The 22,262-nt window shown below is 74.4% G+C and carries 19 protein-coding genes; 17 read left to right on the top strand and 2 right to left on the bottom strand.

The window, feature by feature from the left end; genetic code table 11:
- From AB0L40_RS01580 to AB0L40_RS01570, 3 genes are all read left to right on the top strand, one after another.
- A partial coding sequence (locus AB0L40_RS01580) for a neutral/alkaline non-lysosomal ceramidase N-terminal domain-containing protein (protein WP_364348130.1) occupies positions 1 to 1,394 on the top strand: 1,394 nt, incomplete at its 5' end.
- The gene (locus AB0L40_RS01575) at positions 1,391 to 2,875 is read left to right on the top strand and encodes a hypothetical protein (RefSeq protein ID WP_364348127.1); all 1,485 of its coding nucleotides are present in this window, start codon (positions 1,391 to 1,393) and stop codon (positions 2,873 to 2,875) included. The genes AB0L40_RS01580 and AB0L40_RS01575, both read left to right, overlap by 4 nt.
- Positions 2,876 to 3,017: 142 nt before the next feature.
- The gene (locus AB0L40_RS01570) at positions 3,018 to 3,518 is read left to right on the top strand and encodes a DUF1295 domain-containing protein (protein WP_364348124.1); all 501 of its coding nucleotides are present in this window, start codon (positions 3,018 to 3,020) and stop codon (positions 3,516 to 3,518) included.
- 84 nt (positions 3,519 to 3,602) lie between these two features.
- Here the strand turns inward: AB0L40_RS01570 and AB0L40_RS01565 are convergent, their stop codons facing one another.
- Both AB0L40_RS01565 and AB0L40_RS01560 read right to left on the bottom strand, forming a co-directional pair.
- The gene (locus AB0L40_RS01565; protein WP_364348121.1) at positions 3,603 to 5,012 is read right to left on the bottom strand and encodes an NAD(P)/FAD-dependent oxidoreductase; all 1,410 of its coding nucleotides are present in this window, start codon (positions 5,010 to 5,012) and stop codon (positions 3,603 to 3,605) included.
- 230 nt (positions 5,013 to 5,242) lie between these two features.
- Positions 5,243 to 6,346 carry a hypothetical protein gene (locus tag AB0L40_RS01560; protein WP_364348118.1) on the bottom strand — a complete coding sequence of 368 codons (1,104 nt, stop codon included), beginning with the start codon at positions 6,344 to 6,346 and terminating at the stop codon, positions 5,243 to 5,245.
- A gap of 187 nt (positions 6,347 to 6,533) precedes the next feature.
- Here AB0L40_RS01560 and AB0L40_RS01555 point away from each other — a divergent pair, with 187 nt between their 5' ends.
- The 14 genes from AB0L40_RS01555 to AB0L40_RS01490 all read left to right on the top strand — a co-directional run bounded on the left by AB0L40_RS01555 (position 6,534) and on the right by AB0L40_RS01490 (position 22,225).
- Positions 6,534 to 7,691 carry a GAF domain-containing protein gene (locus AB0L40_RS01555; RefSeq protein ID WP_364348115.1) on the top strand — a complete coding sequence of 386 codons (1,158 nt, stop codon included), beginning with the start codon at positions 6,534 to 6,536 and terminating at the stop codon, positions 7,689 to 7,691.
- The gene (locus AB0L40_RS01550) at positions 7,688 to 8,296 is read left to right on the top strand and encodes a response regulator transcription factor (protein WP_364348112.1); all 609 of its coding nucleotides are present in this window, start codon (positions 7,688 to 7,690) and stop codon (positions 8,294 to 8,296) included. The genes AB0L40_RS01555 and AB0L40_RS01550 overlap by 4 nt, the downstream gene beginning before the upstream one ends.
- Before the next feature lie 106 nt (positions 8,297 to 8,402).
- Positions 8,403 to 9,299, top strand: a complete 897-nt coding sequence (locus tag AB0L40_RS01545; RefSeq protein WP_364348109.1) for an ACP S-malonyltransferase — start codon at positions 8,403 to 8,405, stop codon at positions 9,297 to 9,299.
- A gap of 1 nt (position 9,300) precedes the next feature.
- Positions 9,301 to 10,347 (top strand): ketoacyl-ACP synthase III, encoded by a 1,047-nt coding sequence (locus tag AB0L40_RS01540; RefSeq protein WP_364348106.1) that lies wholly within the window; start codon positions 9,301 to 9,303, stop codon positions 10,345 to 10,347.
- Positions 10,344 to 11,105, top strand: coding sequence for a 3-oxoacyl-ACP reductase FabG (gene fabG / locus AB0L40_RS01535; protein WP_364348103.1), 762 nt, complete (start codon positions 10,344 to 10,346; stop codon positions 11,103 to 11,105). Before AB0L40_RS01540 ends, fabG begins: the two co-directional genes overlap by 4 nt.
- A gap of 152 nt (positions 11,106 to 11,257) precedes the next feature.
- Positions 11,258 to 11,506, top strand: a complete 249-nt coding sequence (locus AB0L40_RS01530) for an acyl carrier protein (RefSeq protein ID WP_026912998.1) — start codon at positions 11,258 to 11,260, stop codon at positions 11,504 to 11,506.
- Positions 11,503 to 12,711 carry a beta-ketoacyl-ACP synthase II gene (locus AB0L40_RS01525; RefSeq protein ID WP_364348100.1) on the top strand — a complete coding sequence of 403 codons (1,209 nt, stop codon included), beginning with the start codon at positions 11,503 to 11,505 and terminating at the stop codon, positions 12,709 to 12,711. Before AB0L40_RS01530 ends, AB0L40_RS01525 begins: the two co-directional genes overlap by 4 nt.
- Complete coding sequence (locus AB0L40_RS01520; protein ID WP_364348097.1) at positions 12,708 to 14,225, top strand: acyl-CoA carboxylase subunit beta; 1,518 nt, start codon at positions 12,708 to 12,710, stop codon at positions 14,223 to 14,225. The genes AB0L40_RS01525 and AB0L40_RS01520 overlap by 4 nt, the downstream gene beginning before the upstream one ends.
- Positions 14,226 to 14,316: 91 nt before the next feature.
- Complete coding sequence (fabI, locus tag AB0L40_RS01515; RefSeq protein WP_364348094.1) at positions 14,317 to 15,168, top strand: enoyl-ACP reductase FabI; 852 nt, start codon at positions 14,317 to 14,319, stop codon at positions 15,166 to 15,168.
- 160 nt (positions 15,169 to 15,328) lie between these two features.
- Positions 15,329 to 16,792 (top strand): cardiolipin synthase, encoded by a 1,464-nt coding sequence (cls, locus tag AB0L40_RS01510; RefSeq protein WP_364348091.1) that lies wholly within the window; start codon positions 15,329 to 15,331, stop codon positions 16,790 to 16,792.
- 69 nt (positions 16,793 to 16,861) lie between these two features.
- Complete coding sequence (locus AB0L40_RS01505; RefSeq protein WP_364348088.1) at positions 16,862 to 18,499, top strand: adenylate/guanylate cyclase domain-containing protein; 1,638 nt, start codon at positions 16,862 to 16,864, stop codon at positions 18,497 to 18,499.
- Between the two features lie 226 nt (positions 18,500 to 18,725).
- Positions 18,726 to 20,360, top strand: coding sequence for a circularly permuted type 2 ATP-grasp protein (locus tag AB0L40_RS01500; protein ID WP_364348085.1), 1,635 nt, complete (start codon positions 18,726 to 18,728; stop codon positions 20,358 to 20,360).
- Entirely contained in the window at positions 20,360 to 21,322 is a 963-nt protein-coding gene (locus AB0L40_RS01495) for an alpha-E domain-containing protein (protein WP_364348082.1), read from the top strand. Before AB0L40_RS01500 ends, AB0L40_RS01495 begins: the two co-directional genes overlap by 1 nt.
- Positions 21,323 to 21,349: 27 nt before the next feature.
- On the top strand, positions 21,350 to 22,225 hold the full coding sequence (locus AB0L40_RS01490; RefSeq protein ID WP_364348079.1) for a transglutaminase family protein: 876 nt from the start codon (positions 21,350 to 21,352) through the stop codon (positions 22,223 to 22,225).
- The last annotated feature ends 37 nt before the right edge of the window (positions 22,226 to 22,262 follow it).

Here is a 22,262-nt window from a genome sequence, read left to right as displayed (position 1 = left end):
GTACCGGTCTCCTACAGGCATTACTGCCCTTCCAGATCCGGCCTATCAACCTGGTGGTCTACCAGGGTCCTTACTCCCTCAAAGGGGATGGGAGACCGGCGGGCGCGGACCTCGTCGGCCGTACCGAGGGCGACGCGTTCTTCCGCGCCTGGAAGGACGCCGCCCCGCGGCTCAGCCCGACCCCGGACTTCGGCGTCGAGTGGACGCGCTTCTGCTTCTGCGGCAGGACGACCAGCGACGGCGGCAAGGTGGACACCCAGGGCCGCATCGGCGCGCCGTTCCTGACGGGCTCCGAGGAGGGGCGCGGCCCGGTCTACGACCTCCTCGGGCTCCAGCTCGAGGGCACGCGCATCCCGGCCCTGGACGACGTGCAGGGCGACAAGCTCGTCGTGCCGCTCGGGACGTGGTCGGAGGCCTCGCCGATGGTCCTCGCCCGCATCGGCGACGGCGCGATCGTGACGATGCCCGGCGAGGCGACCGTCGGCGTCGGCGAGCGCACGCGGGCGGCGGTGCTCGCGCAGACGAAGGACGTGGGGGTCAGGCGGGTGACGATCGCTGGGCTCGCCAACGACTACCTCAACTACATCGTCACGCCCGAGGAGTACGACCTCCAGCAGTACGAGGGCGCCTCGGCGGTCTTCGGCCGGCACGAGGGGACGTTCCTGCAGGACCGCGCCGCCGACCTCGGCGCGGCGCTCGCCGGCCGCCCGGTGACGCTCGAGAAGCGCGACTACGACGCCAGCAACGGCGTCCGGGCGGACGGCCCGAAGTACGCCGCCGGGGCGCCGTCGGGGCGGATCACGCAGCAGCCGGGCGGGATCCGGCGGCTGGGCCACGTCGACCTCGCCTGGCAGGGCGCGCCGGAGGGCGCCGACAAGCCGGTCGACCGCGCGTTCGTGACGATCGAGCGCCAGGACGGCGCCGGGTGGGTCGCCGCGGACAACGACCTGGGCACCGCGATCGCCTGGCGGGTCGACGACCGGGGCGGCTACCGCGCCACCTGGAACCCGCCGGAGACCACGCCGCTGGGCACGTACCGCTTCGTGATCACCGCGCCGCGCTACACGCTGACGTCGTCCGGGTTCGCGCTGCGGGCCAGCGATGCGCTCGAGATCCGGCCGCGGAGCGCGCCGGCGGGGAAGGCGGCCGTCCAGGTCGGCTTCCCGCTGCCGGTGGAGAACGTCGACCTGATCGCCCGGCCGACGGTCCTGCAGGCCGGGACCGTCGACTTCCGGGTCGGCGGGACGCCGGTCGCCGCGACGATCGGTCCGAACGGCGTCGCGACCGTCGACCGCCCGGCGGGCGCCACGGTCACGGTCCCCGCGGGCGCGGCGCACGACGCCGACGGGAACACGAACGCCAAGGCGTTCACCGTCCCGGGGGCGGGCTCGTGACGACGCTCCGGGGCCGGGCGACGACGGCGGGCGACGGTCGGGTCACGAGCCCGCGACGGTCCCACGCCGGCCGCACCGCGTGGGCCGCCGTCCTCGCGCTCGGTGCCGCCCTCGCCGCGACGGCCCTCGGTGCCGCCCCGGCGGCCGCGGCCCCGGGCGACACCTCGGTCTTCGCGCAGATCGGCGCCCCGGGCTACCCGGCGCACACCTACGTGCACCCCGACGGCCGCGTCTACGAGGGCACCTACGTCAACCACGACGCGGCGGGCGTCCCGTCGAAGGTCTTCGAGTTCTCGGCGGCGGGCGGCACGCCGACCCGCACCTGGACGGTCCCGGGTCAGGACACCGCGGGCGGCGAGCAGGGCGTCCAGGTCGCCACGAGCGACGCGCGCGGCCGGCTCGTGCTGCTCGACAAGACGCCCGCCCGGGCGCTGCTCCTCGACCGCGACACCGGGTCGTTCTCGACCTACGCGCGGTTCCCGGACCTGAAGCCCTGCACGACGGTCGCCTACCACGTCGACTGCGAGCCGGGCTCCGGCGACGAGCGGCCGATGCCGAACTACGGCGCCTGGCTCCCCGACGGCTCGCTGCTCGTCACCGACTACCAGCAGGACGTCGTCTGGCGGGTCCCCGCGGGCGGCGGCAGGCCGGCGGTGTGGCTGGGCCTCGACCGCTTTCGCGCCGCGGAGTTCGGCCTCGCGGGCATCGCGCTGTCGGCGGACCACCGGACCGTCCTCGTCATGCAGGCCTCGAGCCTCGGCGCCGACGGCCTGGACGTGCTCCAGGGCAAGCTGCAGGCGATCCCGCTGCTGCCCGGATCGCTGTCCGGGACGACCCGCACGCTCTGGACGTCGGGGCTCTTCGACCTGCCCGACGGCATCGCGATCTCCACCGCGGGCAACGTCTACACGGCCCTCGTCGGCCCGACGGCGTCGCAGGTCGTGAAGCTCGGGCCGGGCGGGAACGAGCTCGCGCGGTTCGGCGTGCCGATCGTCGGCCTCAACGGCTCGCCGATCCCGTTCGACGCGCCGTCGAGCGTCGCGTTCCAGGGCACGCGGCTGCTCGTGGCCAACCAGAGCGCCGTCTTCGGCACGACCGCCAACCAGGCGATCCTGGCCGTCGAGGCGGGGGAGGCCGGCGTGCCGGAGCTGATCCCGGCCGGCGCGGGCGACCCGCCGGCGTCCGCCGCGCCGGCCCCGGCGTCCGCCGCACGCACGCGACTGCGGGTGACCGTCGCCCCGCGCCGGCTGGTCCTCGGCCGCCGGACCGCGGTGCGCCTGCGCGTGACGGCCGTGGTCGGCGGCGCCCGGCACTCGATCCCGAGGGCCCGGGTCCGGCTGGCCGGCCGGAGCGTCCGGACGAACGCGAAGGGCCGGGCGTCGCTGACGCTGCGCCGGACCACGACGACGACGCTGAGGATCGTCGCGACCGCGACGGGCCACACGGCGGGCCGGGCGATGCTGCGGGTGCGCCGGCGCTGAGCCGCCGCGAGCGGCCCGCCGGAGCGCCGCGCCGGCCACCGCGCCGAGCCGGTGGCGGCGGTCGGGTCGCCGGGGCCGTCCCGGTCCGGGTCGGCAACCGATCGTCGTCCGACCCGCGGACCGGCAGACGACGATGCCTCCGATGCCGCCCGCCCCGCCCGTCGCCGCCCTCGCCGGCGGCCTGCCGCTGAACCTCGTCGCCACGGTCGTCGCGGTCGCGCTGGCGATGACCGTCGCGTTCGCCGTCGCGAAGGTCGCGGCGCGCCACAGCGTCATCGACGTCACGTGGCGCGCGGGCTTCGCCTTCATCGCGGTCGTCACCTGGGTCCTGTCGGCCGGGGATGGCGACGCGACCCAGCGCGCGATCGTCCTGGTGATGACCGTCCTCTGGGGCCTGCGCCTGGCGTCGCACATCGAGCGCCGGGGCCGCGGCAAGGGCGAGGACCCGCGCTACGAGCAGCTGACCGAGCGCGCGCCGGCCGGGCGCGAGACCTTCCACGTGGTGACCCGCGTCGACCTCACGCAGGCGATCGTCATGTGGTTCGTGTCGCTGCCGGTCCGGGTCGCGCAGTACCGCCGCCCCGGCTACACCGACTACGTGTGCCGGACGAGCGGCTTCGTCCCGCTCCCGCCCAGGGACTGACCATCCCCTGCGGGTGCCGCGAGCCTCGCCGCGGTCCGGCGAGGCCGGCCCCCGCGAAGCTCGGGGCGGGGCCCGCACCCCTTCCTAGCGGGGTCGCTCGTCGATCAGCCGCAGCCAGGTCTCGTTGCGGGTCGGGAAGACCGGCGTCGCCAGGTCGAGCACGTCGAGCGGCACGCGGCCGACGATGGCGATCGTCGCGGCGTGCAGCTGCTCGGCGATCCCGGCGCCGGTGAACGTGGCGCCGATGAGGAGGTTCGCGTCGGGGTCGATCACGAACCGCGTCGTGCCGCCGGCGTTCTTGCCGACGAAGCTCGCGCCCGCGGTCCCGTCGGACGGCGCGTCGATCGCGATCGCGTCGATGCCCGCGTCCTTGGCGGCCTGCAGCGTGTAGCCGACGGCGGCGACCTGCGGCTCGGTGAACGTCACGCGGGGGCTCCGGCCGCCCTCGAGCTCGGAGGGGGAGAGCGCCGCGCCGGCGTTGCCCAGCACGTGCTCGGCGATCACGCGCGACTGCCGCTTGCCGACGTGCGTCAGGAGCGCCCGGCCGTTGACGTCGCCGACGGCGTAGAGCCAGCCCGTGTCGCCCACGAGCAGGTGCTCGTCGGTGTCCAGGTAGCCGTGGTCGTTCGGCACGATCCCGACCGCGTCGAGGCCCAGGTCCCCGGTGTTCGGCGCCCGGCCGGCGGCGACGAGCAGCTCGGCGGCGTCGACGGACTCGCCGCCGGCGAGCGTCACGCTCACCGTGCCGTCCGGCGCCCGCGACGCGGAGGCGATGTCGACGCCGACCCGCACGTCGACGCCCGCCTCGCGCAGGCCGTCGGCGACCTGCGCGCCGGCGAACGGCTCCTCCTTGACGAGCAGCTGCGGGGCCACCTCGAGCAGCGTGACCTTCGCGCCCAGCGACGACCAGGCGAGGGACAGCTCGGCCCCGATCGGCCCGCCGCCGATGACGATCAGCGACTCCGGGACCTCGTCGGCGTTCGTGCCCTCGCGGTTCGTCCAGCCGGCGGCCTCCTGCAGCCCGTCGACCGGCGGGAACGAGGGGCTGGTGCCGACCGCCACCACGACGGCGCGGCGCGCGGTGATCCGCAGGCGGCCGCTCTCGGCGTCGACGTCCCGCACCTCGACGGTGCGCTCGCCGACGAGCCGTCCGCGCCCGCGCTCCAGGCGGATCCCGCGGTCCTCGAGCCACGGCAGCTGGACGGCGTCGTCGAGGTCGTGGACGACCTCGTCGCGGCGGTCCAGGACGACCTGCGGATCGGGCGTGCCGTGGACGAGCTCGCGCACGCCGGGCACCCGCGCGATCTCCGCCATCAGGTCGACGGGCCGCAGGAGCGCCTTCGAGGGCATGCAGCCCCAGTACGAGCACTCGCCGCCGACGAGCCGGTCCTCGACGAGGAGCACGTCGAGCCCGCCCTCGGCGAGCAGCCCGGCGGCGACCTCGCCCGCCGGTCCGGCGCCCAGCACCACCACGTCGGCTTCGGTCTCGTGCACGGGGACTCCTCGGGATCGGGGTGGCGCGCCGGGGCGGCGCGCGGGGCGGCGGGCGGACCGGCCGGCCGCGTTGCCGCGGCGCCCGGGCGGGCCGTCCTCTCGGTCATTCGTACCCGATCCGCCGCCGGATGCCCTCCCACGACGACGAAACGCCGCCCCCGGAACCCGGGAGCGGCGTCGTGGACGACCATCGGCCGGCCGCGCACGGGGCGCGCGACCGGGGCGTCGGGCTACTTCAGGCCGACGAACGTGGTCCAGGTCTTGCGGACGCTGCCGTCGCGGCCCTGCAGGCCGGAGATCCAGTTCTCGCCGTTGTTCTGCGGGTCGCGCAGCTGGTACCAGACGAACGAGCGGACCTTCTGCTTCTTCGCGATGTCCCACGCGCGCTTCAGGTACGTCGACGCGGTGCCGGTCGCGAGCTTGTCGCTGCCCGACGTCTTGTACGCGAACTCGGTGATGTAGATCGCCTTGGCGGCCGAGGCCGAGATGCGCTTCGTCTTCGCGGCCTTCTTCAGGTCGCTCTTCGCGTAGCCGAGGTTGGCCTGCGTCCAGTCGTCGCGGTCCTTGCGCTTCTTGCGCGGATCGGCCTTGAAGTCGTAGGTGTGCAGCGCCACGCCGTCGGCCTTGACGGTGTAGGTCTTCGTGCTGCCGGTGCCCTTGAACTTCGCGTTCAGGCCCAGGACCTCGCGGGTGAACTTGCCGGCGTCGGTGGACTGGCCGTTGGGGTAGTTCTTCGACAGCGCGCGGTCGTACGGCAGCAGCTCGCCGAACAGCACCTTGTTCTTCGGGTCGACCTTCTTGACCTCGGTGTAGGCGATGTTGTGGAGCTTGCGGTAGAGCGCCGCGCCGCCGCGCTTGGGCAGGTGCTGGTACCAGTTGGGCTCGTTGATCGGGGCGTAGTAGAGCGTCGCCCCGGTGCCCTTCAGGGCCGTCGCGACGGCGGTGATGTACGTCTTGTAGGCGGTCGAGGAGACCTTCGACGCGGCGGTCGGGCCCTTGGCCTTGCCGCGCGGGTTGAAGTTCTCTCCGGCGCCCGGCGAGATGTTCGGGGCGATCTCGACGGAGCCGATGCCGGCGGCGACGCCCGCGGTGATGGCGGTGCGGATGCGCGCGAGCTGCGCGGCGTCGGGGGTCGACGCCTGCCCGTCCCAGCTCGTGTTGAAGCGGAGCATCCCGACCTTCGCCTGCTTGGCGCTGGTCAGGAACGTCGGCAGGAGGGTGTCGGAGTACCCGGCGCCGGCGGTCATCTGCTGGTCCTGGAGGCCCTTCACCACCTTCGCGTTGGCGGCGCCGGCGGGCACGAGGGCGAGAGCGGCGGTCGCCGATCCGGCCATGAGGAGTCGAGTGGCTCGGGGGAGAGTCATATCTACAGGGAACACCACTTCGGGCCGAAAGTGTCGGTCGCCCCCGGAAGACCTCACGGATCCCTCACGATGGGCCGGCGTCCCGCCACGCCCGCGGGCGGGACGCGGTGCGCCCCGCTGGACCCGCACGGAGCGTCGCCGCGGCTACGCTGGGGCGATGGCGTCAGAGGCCCAGCCCCAGGAGCACCAGTCGGCGGCGGTCGTCGCCGCCGACGCGCTGGGCGTCTTCGTGCGGGCGATGGCCGGCATCGAGCAGGCCACGCCCGAGAGCGCCGGCTTCTACGACGGCCTCTGCGAGGCGGTCTGCCGGGCGGTCGGGGTCGACCGCTCGGTGATGTTCCTCTACGACGAGGGCCGTCGCCGCGTGCGCCCGGTCGGCTCGCACCGCATCGACCGCGAGCGCTTCCCGGTGGAGGGCGTCGGCATCGAGGACGCGCCGCTGTCGCGCGTGTGCCTGGAGGAGGACCGCGTCGTCGACTCCCTCGACACCAACGGCGACGAGCTCGGGCGCCCCGACCTCGCCCAGCTGCCCGAGGGCGACCTCGCCTACGTGCCGATCGCGGCCGGCGGCACCTGGTACGGCGTGATGGTCGTCGAGCAGACGACCGGCGAGCCGCTCGGCATCCCGCAGCGCGACGCGCTCTGGATCGCCGGCAAGGTCGTCGCGTTCGCCGCCGAGGCCCGCCGCGCGACCCGCCACCAGGAGCAGGCCCGCCAGCTCGAGCACCGGCTGATGCTCGTCCGCCAGGTGCACGAGCAGGTCATCCAGCGGCTCTTCGGGCTCGGGCTCGTGCTGGGCTCGGGCCAGCCGCTGCAGGGCGACGCGCTGGAGCGCGCCCGCGTCGAGGTCGAGGCCACGCAGGCCGACCTCCGGCAGCTGCTCCACGGCCCGCAGCTGCGCACCGGCGCCCCGACGGCGATGCGCCTGGCGGAGGAGGTCGAGCGCCTGCAGCGCGCCCACGACACCGTCGAGCTGCAGGCCGACCTCGAGCCGGGCGTCGAGATCCCGCTGACGCTCGAGTCGCTCGCGCAGTCGGTGCTCGGCGAGGCGGTCCGCAACGCGCTCAAGCACGGCGCGCCGACCGTCCTGCACGTGACCCTGACGCGTCGTGACGACGCGCTGTCCCTGACGATCGACTCGGACGGGGCGACGCACGGCGGCGCCGGGGGATCCAGCACGGGGCTCGGGCTCCGCCTGGCCGCCGTCGAGGCGCTGCAGGCGGGCGGGCTCCTGGAGTTCGGGGCGCGGGGCAAGGAAGGCTGGCGCGTGCGACTGCTGCTGCCGGCGATCGAGGAGACGGAGGTGGTCGGATGACCCGCGAGGTCGGTAGGACGGTCGTGCTGTTGGTGGACGATCACGAGGTCGTGCACTGGGGCCTGCGGGCGCTGCTCTCGGGGCAGCCGTGGGTCTCGCGCTGCCTGAGCGCCCACAACGGCCAGGAGGCCGTCGAGCTGGCGAGCCGCTACGCGCCGCACGTGGCGCTGGTGGACCTCTTCCTCGGTACCGAGTCCGGCGCCGAGCTCTGCGAGCGCCTGCGCGCCGCGGAGCCCCGGACGAAGGTCCTCCTGCTGTCGGGCTCCGGCCGGATCTCGGCCGCCGCCGCGCGCGCCGCCGGCGCGTCGGGCTTCGTGCCGAAGGACTGGCCGGCCGCCGACGTCTGCCGTGCCGTGCGCACGGTCGCCGCGGGCCGCACGGTCTTCGAGGGCGCCGCCGGCCCGACGACGCCGGCCGGGCTCAGCCCGCGCGAGCGCGAGATCCTCGGACTGATCGCGACCGGCGCGACGAACCCCGAGATCGCCGGCACGCTGCACCTCTCACCGCACACGGTGAAGGAGCACACGAGCTCGCTCTACCGCAAGCTCGAGGTGCGCAACCGCGCCGAGGCGGTCCGGACGGCCGACCAGCTCGGGTTGCTCTAGACCCGTCGCGGCGGACACCCCTTCAGGGGGGTGTCTCCACCCGTCGAGGGGGTGCGATCCCGCGCAGGTGGCGGGTCCGCCCACGTCCGTGGCAGGCTGTCGAGCCGTGAGCGTTCGTACGGCAGTCCTCTTCCCAGGCCAGGGCGTCCCGCTGGAGGGTGCGGGCGAGGAGGTCGCGCGGCTGCGGCCCGACCTCCTGGAGATCGCGATCGACGCGGTCGGCGAGGACCCGTTCCCGCGCGCCGCCGAGAGCACGCGCTTCACGCAGCCCGCGATCGTCTGCTCGTCGCTGGCGCGCTGGTCGACGCTGGGCCTGCCGAACCCCGACGCGTTCTTCGGCCACTCGCTGGGCGAGATCGTCGCGCTCGCCGTCTCCGGGACGATCGACGAGCGCGAGGCCCTGGTCCTCGCCGCCGCCCGCGGCGCCGCGATGGCCGACGCCGACCCCGAGCGCCTCGGCAGCATGGCCGCGGTCCGCAAGGGCGGCATCGAGGCGGCCACCGAGCTCGCCGCGCAGCACGGCCTCGTCGTCGCGTGCGACAACGCCCCCGGCCAGGTCATCATCGCCGGCCTCATCACGGGGATCGACGCCGCCGCGGAGACCGCGAAGGCGAGCGGCAACCGCGTCCGCCGGCTCGACGTCGCCGGCGCGTTCCACTCGCCGCTGATGGAGCCCGCGATCGCCGGGCTGCAGGCCGCGATCGACCGCACGACGTTCCGCGAGCCGCACACGACCGTGTGGTCCGCCGTCACCGCCGCCCCGATCGACGACGCCCCGCGCCGCCTGATCGACAGCCTGACCCACCCGGTGCTCTTCCGCCCCGGCCTGCTCGGCCTCCACGCGACGGGCGTCCGGCGCTTCGTCGACGCCGGCCCGGGCGAGGTCGCCGCGGGCCTGGCGCGCAAGACGTTCGCCGACGCCGAGGGCTCCGACGTCGTCTCCGTGGACGTCCCCGAGACCCCCGCGGAGAGGCCGGTCGGCGCGACCGGCGATGATGCCTGACATGTCCGTGGCACCAAGCACCGTCCTGCCGACCTCAGCGGTGCGCGTCGCGCCGCTCGGCGTGGGGGCGGCGCTGCCGGACACGGTCGTCACGTCGGCGGAGATCGAGGAGCGCCTCGGCCTCGACCCGGGCTGGCTGCTCAAGCGCACCCACATCGTCGAGCGCCACATCCTCGGCCCCGGGGAGCGCCTGACGGACCTCGCGCTGCTCGCCTCGCAGCGCGCGCTGGAGGACGCCGGCGTGCCCGCGTCCGAGGTCGACTTCGTGATCGCCGCCTGCCTGCAGAGCGACGACATCGCGCCGTCGATGGCCGCGGTCGTCGCCGACGCCCTGGGCACCGACCACGCGGGCGGCTTCGACCTCTCGTCCGGCTGCAGCGGCTTCGTCGCGTCGGTCGCGACCGCGGCGGGCCTCATCGAGTCCGGTCGCGCGAGCACCGTCGTGGTCGTCGCCGCCGAGGCGATGAGCCGGCTGACCGACAAGACCGACCGGGCGACCGCCGGCCTGCTCGGCGACGGCGCGGGCGCGATCGTCCTGCGGGGCACCACCGCGCCGGCCGACGAGACGCACCCCGGCCGCACGGGCCGTTCGATCTTCGGCTCCGACGGCGCCAACGGCGGAACCGTCCGCGTCGCGACGGACCACCCGTCGAAGTTCGACGCCGGCGAGTTCGGGCCCGGCAAGGCCGGCCAGGTCCAGATGAACGGCTTCGACACGTACAAGACGGCGGTCAACCGCTTCGAGTCGACCGTGCGCGACACGGCGGCCGCGAACGACACGACCCTCGACGACGTCGACCTGATCGTCCTGCACCAGGCCAACGGCCGGATCCTCGAGGCGGTCCGCAAGCGGCTGGACCTGCCCGAGGAGCGCCTGGCGACCTCGGTGCACAGCCACGGCAACACGTCGGCGGCATCGATCGCGCTCGCGCTGGCCGACGCCCGCGCCCAGGGGCGCGTCGTCCCCGGCACGCGACTGCTGCTCGCCGGCTTCGGAAGCGGCCTCGCGTGGGCCGGCATCACCCTGACCTGGGAGGGCAACGCATGAGCCCCAAGAACGAGACCTGGCCACCGACGCGCCCCGAGGACGGCTGCGCGCTGATCACCGGCGGGTCCGGCGCCATCGGCGCGGCGACCGTCAAGGCGCTGGCCGCCGACGGCTGGCCCGTCGTCGTCCACTACGGCCGCGGCAAGGAGCGCGCCGACGCCGTCGTCGCCGCCGTGCAGGAGGCCGGCGGCACCGCCGTCGCGATCGCGGCCGACCTCGCCGACCCGGCGGCCCCCGAGCAGCTCCTCGCCGACGCCGTCGCGGCGCTCGGCCCGGTGCGGGTGCTGGTCAACAACGCCGGCATCACCCGCGACAACCTCGCGATGTCGCTCACCGACGACGACTGGCAGTCGGTCATCGACGTCGACCTCACCGCGGCCTTCCGGCTCATCCGCCCGGCGCTGAAGACGATGATCCGCGCCCGCTACGGCCGCATCGTGAACGTCTCCTCGGTGATCGGCCTGAAGACGAACCCCGGCCAGGCGAACTACGCCGCCGCGAAGGCCGGCCTGCTCGGCCTGACCCGCTCGGTCGCCGCCGAGGTCGCCCGCCGCGGCGTGACCGTCAACGCCGTCGCCCCGGGCTTCATCGAGAGCGAGATGACCGACGGCATCCTGGAGGGGCTCGTCGACCACATCCCGGCCCGCCGCGCCGGGAAGCCCGAGGAGGTCGCGGCGACGATCCGCTTCCTCGCCTCGCCCGAGGCCTCCTACGTCACGGGCTCCACGCTCGTGGTGGACGGCGGACTCGGCGCCTGATCGCCCCGCCGTCCGGCGGGGATGACCCCCCCGGTCGGCGGTCTGGCCCAGGGTCGCCCGTACCCCTTTCGTGCGACCCGTGTAGTCATGAAGTACCAGCTCTTCCCCGCAGTACGCAGTGCCTGAACCACAACCCCGGAGAGACCACCACCGTGTCTACCCCCACCCGTGAAGCCGTCGAGACGCTCGTCCTGAGCTCCCTCGAGGAGCTGGGCGCCGAGGCCGATGCCCTCAGCCCGACCGCGACGTTCGAGGATCTCGACGTCGACTCCCTCGACCTGGCGGAGCTGTCGCAGATCGTCGAGGAGCAGTACGGGGTGAAGCTGCAGGGCGAGGACGTCGCCAAGCTGCGCACCGTCGAAGACGCCGTGAACCTGATCACGGAGCGCGCCGCACAGTGACCCGCGCGGCGATCACGGGCATCGGCGCCGTCACCCCGCTGGGGATCGGCGCCGACGCCCTGTACGGCGGGTGGACCGCCGGCCGGTCGGGCATCGAGGACGGCGAGGGCGCGTGCCGCGACTTCGTCGTCACCGATCACCTGACGAAGAAGGAGGCGCGCCGCGCCGACCGCTCGAGCCAGCTGCTGCTGGCCGCCGGTGACGAGGCGCTCCTCCAGGCCGGCTGGGGCGCCCCGCGCGCCGGCGAGCTGCCCTACGCGCCCGAGCGCATCGGCAGCATCATCGGCTCCGGCATCGGCGGCTTCATCACGCTGACGCAGAACCACGCCGCCCTCCTGCAGGGCAAGCCCGTGTCGCCGCTCGCGATCCCGCTCCTGATGGCCAACGGCCCGACGGGGCAGATCGCCCTCCGCCACGGCCTCCTCGGCCCGAGCTGGGGCACCGTCTCCGCCTGCGCCGCCGGCGCCCACGCCATCGGCTCCGGCCTGCGCGAGCTGCGCGCCGGCACCGTCGACGCCGTCGTCGTCGGCGGCACCGAGGCCGCGATCGTCGACCTCGCCCGCGCCGGCTTCGGCGCGATGGACGCCCTCTCGCCGACCGGCCAGTCGCGTCCGTTCCACCGGGACCGCGACGGCTTCGTCCTCGCCGAGGGCGCCGCCGTCCTCGTCATCGAGCGCGAGGACCTCGCCCGCGAGCGCGGCGCGACGATCCTCGGCTTCCTCGAGGGCGTCGGCTCGTCGCAGGACGCCCACCACCTCACCGCTCCCACGCCCGACGGCTCCGGCGCCTCCCGCGCCGTGATCCAGGCGCTGGCGGACGCGGGGATCGCCGCCGAGGACGTCGACTACGTCAACGCCCACGGCACCGGCACGCCGCTGAACGACCGGTCGGAGACCGGCGCCATGCGGATCGCGCTCGGCGACCACCTGTCGAAGACCCCGATCTCCAGCCTCAAGTCGGCGATCGGCCACTCCCTCGGCGCCGCAGGGGCGATCGAGGCCGTCGCGACGGTCCTGGCCCTCCGGGACCGCGTCGCTCCGCCCACGCTCAACCTCGACGTCCCCGATCCGGAGCTCGACCTGCTCCACGTGATCGGGAAGCCGACGCCGCTGCGCGAGACGCCGGGCAGGGCCCCTCACGCGCTGTCGACCTCCTTCGGGTTCGGTGGCCACAACGCCTGCATCGTCCTAGGAGGCGCCGCATGACCCCCCGCACCGCGACCGCATCGACGCGTCAGAACGCCGCCGGATCCCCCGCCACCGCACCCGTGAAGGCGGCTGCGGCGAGCGTCGGACAAGGCGACCTGACGCCCCTGCAGCGGCTGGAGACGCTCTGCGACCCCGGCTCGCTGCGCCTGATGCGCACCGCGGTGCTCTCGCCGACCCTCGGCGACCGCGCGACGCCCGGCGACGGCGTGCTCGCCGGCGTCGGGACCGTCGGCGGCCGCTCGGTCGCCGTCTTCTCCGAGGACCCGGCGCTCCTGGGCGGCAGCCTCGGCGCCCGGCACGCCGAGACGATCGTCCGGCTGCTGGAGATGGCCGGCGACGCCGGCATGCCGGTGGTCGGCTTCATCTCCTCGGCCGGCGCCCGCCTGCAGGAGGGCCTCGAGGCCCTGGCCGGCTACGGCCGCATCTTCGCCGCGCTGACGAAGCTCTCGGGCAAGGTCCCGCTGATCTCCGTGGTCTGCGGCGTCTGTGCCGGCGGCGGCGCCTACGCGCCGGCGCTGACCGACATCACGATCATGACCCGCCGCGCGCGGATGTTCCTGACCGGCCCGGGCGTCGTCCGCGAGGTCACCGGCGAGGATGTCTCCGCCGAGGACCTCGGCGGCCCCGACGTCCAGAAGAAGAACGGCGTCTGCCACCTCGTGGCCGACGACGACGACGCGGCCGTCCGCATGACCCGCGAGCTGCTCGGCTACCTGCCGCAGCGCTCCGGCGAGGAGGCGCCCCGCGCCCGCCCCGTCCCGGCCCCCGCGTTCGACCCGTCGATCCACGTGCCGACCGAGCAGCGCCGCGGCTACGACGTCCGCGACGTCGCCCGCTCCGTCGTCGACGGCGGCCGGATCATGGAGATCTCCGAGGCCTGGGCCCCGAGCGTCGTCACCGCCCTGGCGCGGATCGACGGCCGGACGGTCGGCATCGTCGCCAACCAGCCGAAGGTCATGGCCGGCACGCTGGACGCCGAGTCCGGCCAGAAGGCCGCCCGCTTCGTCCGCTGGTGCCACCTCTTCGGGGTGCCGCTGGCCGTCCTCGTCGACACGCCCGGCTTCATGCCCGGCAGCGAGCAGGAGGGCGGCGCGGTCATCCGCCACGGCGCCAAGCTCGTGCACGCGTTCGCCGAGGCCGACGTCCCGAAGGTCACCGTCGTCCTGCGCAAGGCCTTCGGCGGCGCGCAGATCGCGATGAACTCCCGCGCGCTGGGCGCGACCCTCGTCCTCGCCTGGCCCACCGCGCAGATCGGCGTGATGGGTCCGGAGCAGGCCGTCGGCATCATCGAGCGCCGCAAGATCGCGGCCGCCGACGACCCGCTCGCCGAGAAGCAGCGCCTCGGCGCGGAGTACGCCGAGGAGCACCTGACGGCCGAGGGCGCCGCCCAGCTGGGCATCGTCGACGAGGTCATCGAGCCGGCCGCCACGCGCGACCGACTCGTGTGGGCGCTCAGCTCGCTGCGCCGCCCGTCGGAGCGCGAGCAACGCTCCCGCAACTTCCCGATCTGAGCACCCCGCTCCCTGCCCGCGGACGCCGCCGCACGGTGGCCGCCGCGGGCCGGGGCCGGGACCCCTTCCCCACGACCTCGAGGTACCGCCCGTGACCGTTCCCGTGCCCTCCGGCCTGCTGGCCGGCCAGCGTCTCCTGATCACCGGCGTGATCACGAAGGACTCCATCGCCTGGCACGTCGCCGCGCGTGCGCAGGAGGCCGGCGCCGAGGTCCTCCTGACCGGCTTCGGCCGGCCCAAGCGCCTGACGGACCGCGCCGCGAAGGCGCTGCCGACGCCCGTCGACGTGCTCGAGCTCGACGTCAACAAGCCCGAGGACCTCGCCGCGATCGCCAAGGAGATCGACGAGCGCTGGGACGGGCGACTCGACGGCGTGCTGCACGCGATCGCGTTCGCGCCGTCCGACGCGCTGGGCGGCAACTTCCTGGACACGCCGGCCGAGAGCGCGAAGACCGCGTTCGAGACCTCGGCGTTCTCGCTGAAGGCGCTCGCCGCCGCGCTGCTGCCGGCGCTCTCGAAGTCCGAGCACGGCGGCTCCGTCGTGGGCCTCGACTTCGACGCGCAGGTCGCCTGGCCGATCTACGACTGGATGGGCGTCGCGAAGGCCGCGCTGGAGGCCACGTCGCGCTACCTGGCGCGCTACGCCGGCCCGCACGGCGTGCGCTCCAACCTGGTCTCCGCCGGCCCGCTCGGCACGATCGCCGCCCGCGGCATCCCGGGCTTCTCGCTCCTCGCCGACGGCTGGGACGAGGCCGCGCCGCTGGGTTGGGACGGCACCGACCCGACGCCGACCGCCGACGCGGTGCTGTTCCTGCTCTCGCCGCTCGCCCGCGCGATCTCCGGTGAGATCCTGCACGTCGACGGCGGCGTGCACGCGTCGGGCCCGGTCGGCCACGGGGCGCCGGCGCCGGCGGCGCCGGGCGACGACGAGTTCGCGCACTGACGCTCGCGCACTGACGAGCCCCCGCCCCCGCGGCCGGACGACCGCCCGGCCGCGGACGCGGACGGGGCGGCGCCGTGCACGGACGACCCCGTCCCTCCGGCGCGGGGCCGGGCCTCACGGGGCGCCCCGGCGCAGCGCCCGCGCCCAGTAGCGTGGCGCCGTGGACCTGCCCGGCATCCTCCTCCACAGCACCCTCGCGCTCGACCTGATCGGGCTGGCGGTGCGGCTGGTCGCCGTCGTCATCATCCCGGTCAACCGCCGGCCCGCCTCGGCGATGGCCTGGCTGATGGCGATCTTCCTGATCCCGTACCTCGGGGTCATCGCGTTCCTGCTGATCGGCAACCCGAAGCTGCCCGAGCACCGGCGCCGCAAGCAGCGCGAGGTCAACCGGATGATCCTCGAGCGCACGAAGGGCATGGAGGACGTCCCGCAGGACGACCCCGGCCCGCCGTGGCTGGCGTCGGTCGTCCGCCTCAACCGCAACCTCGGCGCGATGCCCCTGGTGACGGGCAACCATGCGCGCCTGATCGAGGACTACGAGGGCTCGCTGGCGGCGATGACCGCCGCGGTCGACGGCGCCAGCACGTACGTCCACTGCGAGTTCTACATCCTCTCCTCGGACGCGACGACGGCGCCGTTCCTCGACGCGCTGGAGCGCGCGGTCACCCGCGGCGTCGCGGTCAAGGTGCTCTTCGACCACATCGGCTCGTGGCGCACGCCGAAGTACCGCCGGACGCTCCGGCACCTGCGCCGGATCGGCGTGGAGTGGCACCCGATGCTGCCCGTCCAGCCTCTCCGGGGCCGCTACCAGCGGCCGGACCTGCGCAACCACCGCAAGCTCCTGGTCGTCGACGGCGACGTCGCGTTCGTCGGCTCGCAGAACCTCATCGACCGCAGCTACAACAAACGGGCCAACCGCCGGCGCGGCCTGCAGTGGCAGGAGCTGATGGTCCGCCTCGAGGGCCCGATCGTCGGCGGCGTCAACGCACTCTTCGTGACGGACTGGTTCAGCGAGACCGACGAGGAGCTCGCCGGCGAGATCGGCCCGGTCGACCCGCGCCAGGCGCTGACGTCGCTGGAGTGCCAGGTCGTCCCGAGCGGCCCGGGGTTCGACGGCGAGAACAACCTCAAGCTCTTCAACGCGCTGCTCTACAACGCCGCGCGCCGGATCTCGATCACCAGCCCGTACTTCGTCCCCGACGAGTCGCTCCTGGAGGCCGTGACCACCGCGGCGCAGCGCGGCATCGACGTCGAGCTGTTCGTGTCGGAGATCGGCGACCAGCCGCTCGTCTTCCACGCCCAGCGCTCGTACTACGAGGTGCTGCTGCGCGCCGGCGTGCGGATCTTCCAGTACCCGGCGCCGTACATCCTCCACGCCAAGCACCTGACGGTCGACGAGGAGATCTCCGTGATCGGCTCCAGCAACATGGACATGCGCTCCTTCGGCCTGAACATGGAGCTCTCGGTGCTCGTCTCCGGCCGGACGTTCGCCGACGAGATGCGCGCGGTCGAGGACCACTACCGGTCGATCAGCACCGAGCTGACGCTCGAGGCCCACCTCGGCCGCAACCCGGTGTCGAAGGTCGTCGACAACCTCGCGCGGCTGACGTCCGCGCTGCAGTGAGCCCACACCGCCCCGGACGACGGTCCGCCGCCCGCCGGATCCGTCCCGACCGCCGGTAGGGTCCGGGCAGTGCCCGGCCGCCACACCACGTCGCCGGACGCACCGCCGCCGGACGACCTCGCCCCGTCCGGGCGCGCGTCCCGCGGCCTGCGCGGGCTGACCGGCGTCCTGCGTCGCGTCGTCTCCAGCGACGGCTTCGTCGTGCAGGTGATGCACGCGGTCCTCGTCGCGGTCCTCCTGATCGCGAACTTCGTGTCCGCGGGCATCACGATGCTCCTGATCGTCTTCGTGGTCCCGGGCCGGGCGACGGACGCCGCCCGCGACGCGCTCGCGAGCAACGCGTGGTTCCTGCTGGGCTTCATGCTCGTCGTGATCCCGTGGGTGCTCTGGTGGTCGGGGCGGGCGATGCGCTCGGTGACCCGCTGGATCGGCCTGGAGCGCGACGCCCGGCCGCAGGAGGTCCGGCAGCTGCTGCGCGCCCCGCTCCGGGTGCTCGTGATGCTCGGCGCCGCCTGGACCCTCGCGGCCGTCCTCTTCACGCTCTTCAACGTCTGGACGTCCGACGCCGACGGGCCGACGACCGCGCTGCTCGCGCTGCGGGTCTACCTCGTCACGCAGCTGACGGGCCTGACGATGGCGGCCTTCGGCTACCTCGTCACGGAGCGCCTGCTGCGGCCGGTCGCGGCGATCGCGCTGCAGGCCGGCGGCCTGGACCGATCGGTGCTGCCGGGGATCACCCGCCGGCAGCTGCTCGGCTGGGCGACGGCGACCGGCGCGCCGGTCTTCGGGCTGGTGCTGATCGGCATCCTCGTCACGATCGACGACAAGAGCGTCACCGCCGACCGGATGGCGCTCGCGATGATCGTCCTCGGCGGCGTCGCGCTGGTCTTCGGGCTCGCCGTGGAGCTGCTGGCCGCGCGCGCCGTCGCCGACCCGGTGCGGACGGTGCGCCGCGGGATGGAGGAGGTCCGCCGCGGCGGCCTCGACGCCCGGATCCCCGTCTACGACGCCAGCGACCTCGGCCGGCTGCAGGACGGCTTCAACCGCATGGCGACCGACCTCCAGGACCGCGCCCGGCTGCGCGACCTGTTCGGCCGGCACGTGGGGGAGGACGTCGCGCGCGTCGCGCTGGACCAGGAGGTCCGCCTGGGCGGCGAGGCGCGCGAGGTCTGCGCGCTGTTCGTCGACATCGTCGGCTCGACGACCCTGGCCGCCGAGCGCTCGCCGGACGAGGTCGTCTCGGCGCTCAACCGCTTCTTCGCCGTCGTCGTCGAGACCGTCGACGAGCACGGCGGCTGGGTCAACAAGTTCCAGGGCGACGCCGCGCTGGTCGTCTTCGGCGCCCCCGTCGCGCAGGACGACGCCCCCGACCGGGCCCTGCGCGCGGCGCGCATCCTCGCCGAGCGGCTGCGCGAGCGGGTGCCCGAGCTGCGCGCCGGGGTCGGCGTCAGCGGCGGCGTCGCCGTCGCCGGCTACGTCGGCACCGAGCAGCGGCTGGAGTACACGGTCATCGGCGACCCGATCAACGAGGCGGCCCGCCTGACGGAGGTCGCCAAGGACACGGCCGCGATGACCGCCGCGGCCGGCAGGCTCGTCGCGCGGGCCTCCGAGGACGAGCGCGCCCGCTGGGTCCGCGACCACGAGGAGACCCTCCGGGGCCGGGTCGAGTCGACCGACGTGATGGTCCCGCGGCACGACGGGGACTGAGCCCGCCGGGCACCGCGGGGACGCCGTTCACCGCGTGGCGGACGGAGCCGCGGACCGCCGACCGCAGCCGCCGGTCGACCGGCCCCGCGCGACGCGCCTCCCTACCCGGCCCGGAGACACCTCATTCGCCCCTGTGGTCGGTGCTCCCGGCGTCGCATCCGCCCGTCCCGCCGCTGGCCGGGGGGCGCAACGGCCGGGGCCCTCGAGCCCGTTAGTGTCGTCCGGGATGCCGAAGGGACCGTCTCTGTCGTACAAGGGCCCCGAGGGGATCTACGACGAGGCCGTGAAGGCCTCCGGAGCCCCCCGCGACCACGTCACCCAGCTCATGGAGGCGGTGGGTGCGCTCGAACCCGAGCAGCTCTCCGCCCTGGGACGGAGGCGGGACGCCAACTTCATCCAGGCGGGCATCACCTTCGACACGATCGGCCCGGACGGGCAGGCCGTCGACCGGCCGTTCCCGCTCGACCTCGTCCCGCGCGTCATCGACGCCGACGAGTGGTCGACGATCAAGCGCGGCCTGGCCCAGCGCATCCGCGCGCTGAACCAGTTCATCGACGACGTCTACCACGGCCGCGAGATCGTCCGCGAGGGCCTGATCCCGTGGCGCCTGATCGTCTCGCGCTCGCACTTCGCCCGCCAGGTCGACGGCGTCCGGCCCCCCGGCGGCGTCTACACCCACATCGCGGGCCTCGACCTCGTCCGCGACTCCGACGGCACCTGGCGCGTGCTCGAGGACAACGTCCGCACCCCGTCGGGCATCTCCTACGTCCTGGCCAACCGCCAGGCGATGACCCGTTTGGCGCCGCGCCTGTTCTCGGGCTACCGCGTCCGGCCGGTCGACCACTACCCGCAGGTCCTGCTCGAGGCCCTGCGCGCGGTCGCGCCGGCCGACGAGGGCGAGGCCACCGTCGTGGTCTGGACCCCGGGCCCGCTGAACCCCGCCTACTTCGAGCACGCGTTCCTCGCGCACCAGATGGGCGTCGAGCTCGTGCAGGCGTCGGACCTCGTCGTGCGCGGGGACGTCTGCTACATGCGGACGACCCGCGGCCTCGAGCGCGTCCACGCCATCTACCGGCGCCTCGACGACGAGTTCTGCGACCCGCTGGACTTCCGTCCCGACTCCGTCATCGGCGTCCCGGGTCTGCTGCGCGCCTACCGCTCCGGCACGGTCGCGGTGGCCAACGCCTTCGGCACCGGCGTCGCGGACGATAAGGCGATCTACCCCTACGTCCCGGACATGATCCGGTTCTATCTGGGGGAGGAGCCGATCCTGCAGAACGTCCCGACCTACCGCATGGACCGCCCCGACGATCTGGCCCACGTCATGGACCACCTCTCGGAGCTCGTGGTCAAGCCGACGAGCGAGTCCGGCGGCAAGGGCGTCGTCATCGGCCCGCACGCCACGAAGGCGGAGCTCGACCAGCTGCGCAAGGACGTCATGGTCAACCCGGCCAAGTGGATCGGCCAGGAGGTCGTGAAGCTCTCGACCGTCCCGACCGTCCAGGAGGACGGCAGCCTCTCCCCGCGCCACGTCGACCTGCGGCCGTTCGCCGTCTTCGGCGAGACGATCCGCGTGATCCCGGGCGGCCTGACCCGCGTGGCGATGACGCCGGGCTCGATGCTCGTCAACTCCTCCATGGGCGGCGGCTCCAAGGACACCTGGGTGCTCGAGTCCGACTCGCCCGAGCCCGATCCGGAGGCCGCCGACCAGCCCGCGCAGGGCGAGCGGCTGCTGCCCTCGCTCCCGGAGGTCCGCTGGGACAGCGCCTGGGTCGGCCAGAGCCAGCAGCAACAGCAGCAGGCCGGCGGCCCGGCGGCGCCGGTCCCGACCCGCGACATCACGACCGGAGAGGACGCCTGATGCTCGCCCGCATCGGCCACGAGCTCTACTGGCTCGGCCGCTACGTCTCCCGCGCGGAGCACACCTCCCGCATGCTCGAGGGCGTCTTCGCCGCCGACCTCCAGGGCCGGCCGGACGATCCCGTCGGCGTCAACCTCTCCTGGGGTCCCGTGATGGCGATCATGGGCGCGGACTGGGACGGCCGCCGCGTGCAGGCCGCCGACGCGCTGCAGCGCCTGATGCTCGAGCCCACGACCGACGCCTCGGTCGTCGCCTGCGTCCGCCGGGCCCGCGAGGCCGCCCGCAACCTGCGCGACGTCGTCCCGCAGGACATGTGGGAGGCCATCAACACCCTCTCGCTCGAGCTGCTCGCGGTCTCGCCCGACGCGCTGCTGCACGATCCGTCGATCGCGTTCCGGGCCGTCCGCGAGCGCTGCACGCTCTTCTGGGGCCTCGTCGGCCGCACGATGCTGCGCGACGAGGCCAGCGCGTTCCTCGCCGCCGGCGAGCGGCTCGAGGGCGCCAGCGTCCTCCTGCGCATGCTGCGCGTCGTGCTGCCCGCCGGCGACGTCCGGACCGGCGACGACGGCGAGAGCGACGGCCAGGCCCACGCCCTGTTGCGCGCCGTCGGCGGCGAGCAGGCCTTCCGCCGCGGCGCGGCCGGCCCGCCCGACACCCCGCACGTCGCGCGCTTCCTGCTGTTCGAGCGGGACTACCCCAACGCGGTCGCAGCCCACGTCTCCTCCGTCCTGGAGGCGCTGGACCAGGCCGACGTCGCGTCCCGCCACAGCCCGCCGGTCCTCCGGCTCTCGCGGCTCGCGGCGGACCTCGACTTCCACAAGCGCAGCCTCGCCCTCGCCGACCGCAACGTGCTCGTGGAGCAGTCGGTCGTCATCCAGGGCGAGCTCGACGCCGTCGACCGCGACATCTCCGAGCGCTACTTCGCCGGAGCCCTCCGACCCACCGCCTTCAGCGTCGCCTAGGCGATCGACGACGGAGAACCACAGACCGTGCACTTCGGCATCGACTACGTCACCGAGTACCGCTACGACGGGGAGGTGATCGACAACCTCAACGCCATCCGCGCGCGCCCGGCGACCACGCCGACCCAGCGCTGCGACGAGTTCCACGTCCGGACGGACCCCGAGACGCGCCTGCACCGCTACGTGGACTACTTCGGGGCGGAGGTCGTCGAGTTCGGCATCGACCGGCCCCACGACCACCTCTCCATCGAGGTCCGGGCGCGGGTCACGACGACCGACCCCGACGAGCCGCCGGAGGCCGGCTGGGACGCGCTGCGCACCACCGCCTACGAGACGGCCGCCGGCGAGTTCCTGCTGCCCACCGGTCAGGAGCCCCGGCCGGAGCGCACCACGGACCTCGTCGAGATGACGCGGGCGACCTCGCCCCTGGCGACCCTGCGCCTGCTCAGCGAGCTCCTGCGCGACCGCTTCGTCTACGACACCGAGACGACCTTCGTCGGCTCGACGATCGACGACCTCCTGGACCAGGGCGGCGGCGTCTGCCAGGACTTCGCCCACCTCGGCACCGTGCTCCTGCGCGCCCACGGGATCGCGGCGCGCTACGTGTCGGGCTACCTGTGGGCCGCGGACCCGGAGGGCGGCGACGACTCGATGGAGGTCGCCACCCACGCCTGGGTCGAGGCACTGCTGCCCGGCGTCGGCGGCCGCGACGAGCCCGTGTGGGTCGGCGCGGACCCGACCAACGGCGTGCTCGCGGGCGCGACGCACGTGAAGATCGGCCACGGCCGCTTCTACCAGGACGTCCCGCCGGTGCGCGGCGTCTACCGCGGCCAGGCGATGGCCGAGCCGGGCGTCAAGGTCACGATGACCCGCCTGGACCCCGCGGCGAGTCCGCGGGCGTAGGGCGGGGCGCGCGCCGGGGACCGTCCCCGGCGTCGCG

The organism is Patulibacter sp. NPDC049589 (genome assembly GCF_040675535.1).
In the GTDB taxonomy this organism is placed as follows: Bacteria; Actinomycetota; Thermoleophilia; order Solirubrobacterales; family Solirubrobacteraceae; genus Patulibacter.
The sequence above is the reverse complement of the archived record's forward strand: the minus strand, read 5'-3'. Positions and strand labels throughout refer to the sequence as shown.